We start from the raw sequence: 7,022 nt of genomic DNA, 5'->3' as shown, positions 1-7,022 counted from the left end.
GGGATCAATCGACTCAAACGCAACCGTGCCGTGGCCACTCGCTATGACAAGCTCGCTGTCCGTTACGAGGCCACAGTCCAGGTTGCGGCGATTAACGAGTGGCTACGACTTTGAAACACACCCTAGTAAGGTGTCGCGGCTAGATCTTGGGATATGGGTGGCGGAGCTTGACGCGTGCGTCGTCGGTGGTGAACTGCCAGTGGATTTGACGTTGGTCGGTGGTGGTGGCGTGTTGCCATGTGGTGAGTTCGGTATTGAGAGTGTCGAGGTCGTTGATGCGGCGGGAGAGGCATTGCCGGGTCAGTGCGGAGAGTTCGATTTCGGCGATGTTGAGCCAGGATCCGTGTTTGGGGGTGTGGTGTATCTCGAGGCGCTGAGCCAGCGCGAAGGCTTCTGCGGGGTTCGAAGGCTTCGTAGAGCGAGGCGATGCCGTGGGTACCCGAGGTTGTCCATGACCAGCACCACGGTCTCGGCGTCGGGATAGTCCACGGTCAGTAGTTGTTTGACCTGCCGGGCCCAGTGGATCCTGGTTCGCCGGGAGAGGGCGTGCACGCGGCGCCCGCCGCGCAGGGACTCGGCCCGGACGAAGATCGAGCAGGTGCCGAACCGCATGTATTCACTGTCTTCGCGGATGTCCTGACCGGGCTTGGCGGGGAGCGGGGTGCGGACGTGGCCGAGTAGCTGAAAGGGCTTCTCGTCCATGCAGACCACGGGGCGGGTGGCGTCGCACGGCCGGGCGTAAACCGCGAGCACCTCCTCCATGCGGGCCGCGAACTGGGCGTTCGCCTTCGGCGGAATGGTCGCGACTGTTCGCTCACTGGAAATACACCCGTGGTTTCATGGCAACTGAATGGTAGGAGCCGTGTGAGGAGAGATTGTCACGCACGGTTCTGAGAGAGCCCGGTGTGATTCCCCCCGGGCCACTCGACCTTCGGCGTACTTTGCCGCGATGCAGAAGAACCGGCCCGGTTCGAACTGATGGCCGAGTACGCCGGCCCCGACGAGTTCCCCGCCACCGCCGCTCCGCCGCAGCGCACGCGGTTCTCGGTCCGGCGCATGGCGCGGCTGCTGGGCGTGTCGATCCGTTGCCGCTCAAGCACCGAGAGGCCGGCATTTACGCGTCCTTCGGCGAATACCCGACGCCGACTCGGTGTACCTGATCCGGGTCCAGGGGTGACCGGTCGCAGCCCGGACGCCTCGGCATCGCCCTGGCGCGCGCCGTTCAGAATTCGGCGTGCCCGACGCCGGGCAGGCTGTCGAGGGTCCTGCGCAGGGCCTCGACGACGCGGCCGTGGCCGAGCGGGAGCGGTGGCGGGAGCTGATCGTCGGCCTCGTCGGTGCTGTGCGCGATCATCTCGACGTCGATGCCCAGCTCCCGGAGCACGGCGATTTCGTTGCCGTGCCGGACGAACCACGTCTCGTCGGCGCTCTGGGCGTCGCCGGGGCTGATCGTGCCCTCCGCGGCGGGGTCGACGAGCAGAACCGATCGGAGCGTGCCCGGGAATCGCGCGGCCATGCGGAGCGCCTCGCCCGCGAACGGCCCGCTCACGACCAGGTCGCCACGGTGCAGCCGCCCGGCCGGCGCGGCGAGTGCCTCGACGCAGGCGGCCCAGGCACCCGCGGCCGGGAGGCGGTACCAGAGGATCTCGTGGCGGTCGGCCAGCGGCCGCCAGGTGGCGGGCAGGCCGTCGTGCTTGGCCGAGCCGGCCGGATCGAGCACGATCAGCCGGCGCGCCCCGGGACGGCCTGCCGTGACCAGCGGCGGTCCTGCGGCGCGGACGGGATCCGGGGGGAGTGATCCGGACATGGCTGCTCCTTTCGCATGACTGTCCCGCAGTTCCCGGCGTCCGGCGGTGATAAACCCGCCGCGGCAATCGGTGAGTCGGTGGGAAGGCACGCATCATGCGTGCCGGACCGGACTGGCCTGCCGCGGTCCTGCGTGCTTGCCGTGGGGGTGGTGGTGCGAGTGTGCTGCGGTGTGAAGGTGTGTGGGTCAGGGGGCCTTTCACGGGGTGGTGGCGCAGGCCTGCCACGGCCGAACGTGTGTCGGGCGGTGGGCCTGCCGCAGCCCGAAGGTGGGTCCCGGGCGGCAGGACTGCCGCGGCTCGACGATGCGGGCCGGGCGGGGAATGCGGATGCCGGGCTCGCTGACCGGCCGCGGCCAGTGGTGTGCGCCGGCCGGTCAGGGCGGCGGGCTCAGGAGTGTCGCAGCAGCGCGCCGAAACCGTCGGCGAGATCGAGGCGTTCGTCCATGACGACGACGTCCGCGCCGGCCGCGACGGCGGCGTAGGGCAGGGCCTCGTCCGCGCGATGCTCGACCGGGTCGTCAGCGCCGAGTGCCCGGAGACGGGACCGGTGCACCCCGATCTGGCCCGGTTCCTCGCCGGTGTAGACCCGGGCGTCCCCGGGGTCGCCGACGAGCAGGGTGGTCACGTTCGCCTCCACCAGCGCTGCGGTGACGGCCGGTAGGCCCGCGACGGCCGGGCCGGACTCGCGCGCCTCCTCCGCGCGGAAGCGTTCGGCGAGGTCGTCGAGTTCGGCCAGATGCTGCCCGGCGAGCAGTTCGCGGATCGCACGGTCGAGTTCCGCTCGCCCGGCACCAGGGGCTCGGCTGCCGGTGTCCACTTCGGCGGTACGCGGGCGGACGGGTGCGGGCAGCCGGTCGTGGAGTTCGGTGCGTGCCTGGACCTCGCCGGCCAGCACGATCACCCGCGGGCGGAGGCGTTCGGCGGCCTTCGAGACCCGGCCGGCGACCTCGGCGAGGTTGCGGTGCGCGGTCTCCTCGGCGCGCGACTGGGCGTCCCGGTGTCCCGCGCCGCCGCGACGGACCTTGTGCACGGGATGGTCCCGGCCCTGCACGGTCTCGGTTTCCACGCTGCCGCCGGGCCGATGCGTCTCGATGTCGGCGCCGGTGCGGTCGACGAGGACCACCAGGTGCGGGCGGGCGTCCTCGGCATGGGTCAACGTGGGCAGGAAGTACGGGAGCGCCGAGTATCGCGTTTCCCCGGCCGGCGGCGGGGCCGCGAGTCGCTGGTCGAGCAGGACCGTGCCGTGGGCGGCGACAAGGCTGCGTCCGGCGCGCCCGGCCGGGGGCCGCCCGGTCTCCGCCGCGTGCAGGACGGCGTCGACGGTCGGCCGGTCGGCGTCCTGCTCGTTGAGCGCTGCGTCGATTTCCTTGAGACGCAAGCACAATTGCTTGCCGGCGTCTTCGGTGTCGTGTGATTCGTCGAAGTGTACCGAGGCGAACGGGCCGCCGGTCAGCAAAGTGCGTAGGTCGGCTGTGTCCATTCTGGATTCCTCCTCCGGTTTACGGCCGTTCTTCAGCGGGTTCGCGGTAGTTCGGGCGAGGCGGTGTCCAACGGGACCGCGCCGGAGCGGACGAGGCCGAGCTGGACGGTCTGGCGCCGGCCGATCGCCTCCCAAGCCCAGTCCGCGGCCGTGCGCAGGCGGTTTCCCGGAAGGGCGAGCAGGTGGTAACCGCGGGTCACAAGACGGGCGGGCAGGCCGGCCAGTGGCACGTGCAGGGGGTTCGCCGCGCCCTGCCCGGCGCCGAGGTCGACCGCGAAGCCGAGGTCGTGATGCCGGTATCGGCGCAGGCGGCCGGAGCCGAGCGTCGCGGCGACGTTGCGGGCGGCGAGTTTTCCTTGCCGTTGCGCGTGTTGCGCGGTCATCGGGGTGGTTTCGCCGGGGCGGGTGAGGTCGGGCACCGCGGCGGCGTCGCCGCAGGCGAAGACGTCAGCCCGGCCGGGTACGTTCAGTTCCGGGGTGACCACCAGCCTGCCGTGCGCGGTCTCCAGGCCGAGTTCCGAGACCAGCGGGTCGGGCCGGACGCCGACGCACCACACGAGCGTGCGCGTCGGCACCGCGGCACCGGTGGTGAGGGTGACTCCGTCCGTGCCGGCCTCGTCCACGGAGGTCTTCATCCGGACGTCGACGCCGCGTTCGCGCAGTACCCGGTCCGCCGTCTCACCGAGCCGCCGGTCGAGGCCGGGCAGCACCCGTTCGGCGACGTCCAGCAGCAGCCAGCGGATCGGCTGCCCGTCGAGTTCGGGGTGCCGTCGTGCGAGCGCGGCGGTGAACGCTGGACCCTGCGCGGCGACCTCCGTTCCGGTGTAACCGGCACCGACCACGACGAACGTGCACCGGGCGTCTCGCTCGGCCGGATCGTCGGTGGCGGCGGCGAGTTCGATCTGCCGGGTCACGTGATCACGGAGGTAGAGCGCTTCGGGCAGGCCGCGGAATCCGTGCGCGTACTCGGCGATGCCCGGGATGGGCAGCAGCTTGGTCACACTGCCCGCGGCCAGGATCAGCCGGTCGTAGCTCAGCTTCCGTTCCCGGTACTCCGGATCGACGTAGGTGATCGCGCCGGCGTCGAAGTCGACCGAGGTGGCGGTGCCCAGTACCATCCGGACCCCGTGCAGGGTGTCCGGAATGGACACCGCGACGTGGCGGGGTTCGACGATCCCGGCCGCCACCTCCGGCAGCAGTGGCAGGTAAAGGAAGTAGTCGGTGGGGTTGACCACGACGATTTCGGCACGGTCCCGGGGCGTCCGCAGCAGGGTCTCCGCGGCGTGGTACCCGGCGAACCCGCCACCGATGATCACGATGCGCATGGCACGGCCCTCCTTTCCCGCATCGGGTACCCGCCGCGAGGCCGGGCAATCACGGGCGGTTCGGCGCGGCCAGCAGCGCGGTCCCGGCCTCTCGCCGCGTCCTGCCTGCCGCCGGTGCCCTGCCCCTGCGGCGGTCCGGGGTCTTCGCGAGCGCGTGGGAACAGCGGGGGAATGCGACAACGCCGCTGATGCGGTGCGAACCTGGCATGCTGTAGCGGACTGGCACCGGAGGCGCGCGAGCCCCTGCCTGCCCTGGCCCGGGTTGCCTACACTCGCCGGATGACGGAATCGACCGGGGAAACCCGCGAGCATCAGCTCACCCGCAACGTGGGGGAGATGCTGCAGGAGATGCGGGTCGCCCAGGCCGGGGTGCAGATCCTGTTCGGGTTCCTGCTTTCGGTCGTGTTCACCGCCCAGTTCCGCGCGGCGGACGGTTTCGAGAAGGGCCTGCACCTGACCGCCGTACTGCTCGCCGTCGCCTCGACCATATTGCTCACCGCGCCCGCGGCGTGGCATCGGGTGCTGTTCCGCAGTGGTGCGCGGGATCGGATTCTGCGCGCCGGCAACCGGACGGTCATCGCCGGGCTGTGCTGCCTGGCACTGGCGATCACGGTGACCGTTTCGCTGATCGCGAAGGTGGTCTTCGGGACGGTCGCGATGGCGATCGTCGGTGGTGTCTCCCTGCTCGGGTTCGGCTTGCTGTGGCTGGTGCTCCCGTGGCGCCTGCGGCCGCGGGAGGAGTGAACCTCGGGCGCGGGACGGCGGCGTGTGCCGTCGCCGAGTGCAGGCCGTGCACACCTTCGTGGTCCCCCGGGCGCATCGGTGACCGCTCGGATGGGTAAGCACGGTGCCGGTTCCCCGCCGTGTATTCCGGCTGCCGACGACGAACCCGGAGCTGAAGCGAAGTCCTGTGGCAGATCCATGAGGGGCATCGCGGGCCGTGGGCGTCATCCCGGGACTTCCCGCAGAGGTCCGGGCGCCACGGTGGTCTCCCGCCGGTCAGGGCGTGGCGGGCATCCCGGCGGCCAGGAACTCCGCGAGATGACGGCCTTCGCGCCCACCGCGGTCGAACTCGTGCAACTGGTCCGGCAGCTGAACCCGTCGGCCAGCACAGTGGTTGGCCGGTCGGACGCCCGTACTCGCGGCAGCAGGACGCGTTCGGTGCACGCGCGGCTGACGTCGAGACGGCCACGTTCGAGACCGAAGTTCCCGGCGAGTCCGCGACAGCCGGAGTCCAGCCGCTCGACGTCGGTTTCGGCGGCGGTGAGCAGGTCGCGGTCGGCCTCCCAACCGAGAACTGCGTGCACCTGGGCGAGGGCGTGCCCGGGCAGGCGCAGCGGACGGTAGCCGGGGGGAGTGCCGGGTCAGCAGCTCCGCGAGCGTCACGGTCTGTTCGCGCAGCCGCCGCACGTCCTGGTCGCCGGGGAGCAACTCGGCCGCGTCCGAGCGGAACACCGCGGTACAGCTGGGTTCCGGCCCGAGCACGAGACCGCCTTCGCGCAGGTGCGGGGCCGGTGCGGCCGAGTATCCGTTTCGCGATGCCCGGCTGGCCGGTGGAAATCCAGGTCAGCCCGCAGCACAGCGAGGATGGCGGGAGTTCGGCCCGCCATCCGTCGTCCTCCAGCACCTGTACCGCGGCCTCGCCGATGTGCGGCTGGAAACAGGCGGTGAACGTGTCCGGCAGTGATCGGGGATCCGGCTACCCCGGTCCGCGGTGGCCTACACCTGCCGAATGGCGTGCATCCGCGGGCGGACTGCGCTACCGTCGGGTCGGGAGCGGTTCAGCCCACGTGCCGTTGCCCGACCCAGAGAGGCCCGTTTCGGCGGGCCCGGGCCGGGCCGTGTACATCGGGTCCGGCCTCGCGTGTCGCGAGGAGGGCACCATGACGCGAAAATCGCACCTCGATCTGCCGGGAACCCCGGCGAGAATCCTGGTCACCGCGACGGCGACGGAGACCGTCGTCGCCGTCGCGGCCGAACTCGACCTACGATCCACCGGCCGGTTGCAGGAACGCATCACCGGCGAACTGGCGTTGCGGCCGCGCGGGCTGATCGTCGACCTCACCCGGGTGACGTTCTGCTCGGCCGGGGGCGTGGGCGTGCTGACCGACGCCGCCCGGATCGCCGCCGCCGCGAACATCGCTTTCCTGGTCGTAGCCTGCCATCGTGCGGTGCTGCGACCGTTGCGGGTGCTCGGGCTCGAATCCGAGCTGGCGATGGCCGACAGCCTGGCCGAAGCCCTCGAACGGGTGACGGCTGCGCACCAGCTCGCCCTCGAAGTGGGCTAGCCGGGTGTTTCGCACATGAGTGATGGTGGGCGGACCCGGGAACTCCGGATTTGTTGATCATGGCGGTTGGGTGGGGTCGACCGCAAGGAGGTCGAGTAGCCGGGCTTGGATCGGGGTCGGC

The 7,022-nt window shown here is 71.0% G+C and carries 8 protein-coding genes; 2 read left to right on the top strand and 6 right to left on the bottom strand.

Annotation, left to right across the window (positions count from 1 at the left end):
* Positions 1–139 precede the first annotated feature (139 nt).
* From D5S19_RS33985 to D5S19_RS01490, 5 genes are all read right to left on the bottom strand, one after another.
* Positions 140–328 (bottom strand): hypothetical protein, encoded by a 189-nt coding sequence (locus D5S19_RS33985; RefSeq protein ID WP_407641694.1) that lies wholly within the window; start codon positions 326–328, stop codon positions 140–142.
* Positions 301–762, bottom strand: coding sequence for a transposase (locus tag D5S19_RS01505; protein WP_199730263.1), 462 nt, complete (start codon positions 760–762; stop codon positions 301–303). Before D5S19_RS01505 ends, D5S19_RS33985 begins: the two co-directional genes overlap by 28 nt.
* A 460-nt stretch (positions 763–1,222) precedes the next feature.
* On the bottom strand, positions 1,223–1,807 hold the full coding sequence (locus tag D5S19_RS01500; RefSeq protein ID WP_120021526.1) for a hypothetical protein: 585 nt from the start codon (positions 1,805–1,807) through the stop codon (positions 1,223–1,225).
* 389 nt (positions 1,808–2,196) lie between these two features.
* Positions 2,197–3,288 carry an Rv2629 family ribosome hibernation factor gene (locus tag D5S19_RS01495; protein WP_120021525.1) on the bottom strand — a complete coding sequence of 364 codons (1,092 nt, stop codon included), beginning with the start codon at positions 3,286–3,288 and terminating at the stop codon, positions 2,197–2,199.
* A 32-nt stretch (positions 3,289–3,320) separates the two neighbouring features.
* Entirely contained in the window at positions 3,321–4,613 is a 1,293-nt protein-coding gene (locus D5S19_RS01490; RefSeq protein ID WP_120021524.1) for an NAD(P)/FAD-dependent oxidoreductase, read from the bottom strand.
* Between the two features lie 279 nt (positions 4,614–4,892).
* Between D5S19_RS01490 and D5S19_RS01485 the strand changes: the two genes are divergently transcribed.
* The gene (locus D5S19_RS01485) at positions 4,893–5,357 is read left to right on the top strand and encodes a DUF6328 family protein (protein ID WP_120021523.1); all 465 of its coding nucleotides are present in this window, start codon (positions 4,893–4,895) and stop codon (positions 5,355–5,357) included.
* A 203-nt stretch (positions 5,358–5,560) separates the two neighbouring features.
* Here D5S19_RS01485 and D5S19_RS32735 read toward each other — a convergent pair whose 3' ends face one another.
* On the bottom strand, positions 5,561–5,920 hold the full coding sequence (locus D5S19_RS32735; RefSeq protein ID WP_233573658.1) for a hypothetical protein: 360 nt from the start codon (positions 5,918–5,920) through the stop codon (positions 5,561–5,563).
* 576 nt (positions 5,921–6,496) lie between these two features.
* Here D5S19_RS32735 and D5S19_RS31870 point away from each other — a divergent pair.
* Positions 6,497–6,901: an STAS domain-containing protein gene (locus D5S19_RS31870; protein WP_158605457.1), complete on the top strand. Its 405-nt coding sequence runs from the start codon at positions 6,497–6,499 to the stop codon at positions 6,899–6,901.
* The last annotated feature ends 121 nt before the right edge of the window (positions 6,902–7,022 follow it).

Source organism: Amycolatopsis panacis, assembly GCF_003600245.1.
Classification (GTDB): domain Bacteria; phylum Actinomycetota; class Actinomycetes; order Mycobacteriales; family Pseudonocardiaceae; genus Amycolatopsis; species Amycolatopsis sulphurea.
This window is presented reverse-complemented; position numbering and strand designations above follow the sequence as displayed.